Annotated in this window: 1 protein-coding gene; it reads right to left on the bottom strand. The window is 68.2% G+C overall.

Annotation, left to right across the window (positions count from 1 at the left end; genetic code table 11):
* The coding region (locus tag SB764_RS40110; RefSeq protein WP_410866766.1) for a DUF444 family protein at positions 1 to 274 on the bottom strand (274 nt) is incomplete at both ends.

Below are 274 nucleotides of genomic sequence, written 5' to 3' on the forward strand. Positions count from 1 at the left end.
CGGAGAACCCCGCCCGCGCCGGGCTGTATTCCTCGGTCTCGCTGAGACGGCGCTTGGCGAGATCCGGAAGCTCGAGATCATCGAGGAAGACGTCGAGGAACTCCTCGCGGGTCAGCACGAAACGGAAACTGTCTTCCGCTTCGCCATCGCCCGCTTCCTTCGGCTTTCCGCCGCCGCGGCCGGGCGGCCGCGGGATGATGTCGCCTTCGACGAAGGCTCTGTTGCCGCGCAGCACCTGATCGCTGATGCCGCCCTCGCCGCGCCGGAAGCTCGG

This window comes from Paraburkholderia sp. SIMBA_027 (assembly GCF_046535315.1).
Taxonomy (GTDB): Bacteria; Pseudomonadota; Gammaproteobacteria; order Burkholderiales; family Burkholderiaceae; genus Paraburkholderia; species Paraburkholderia tropica.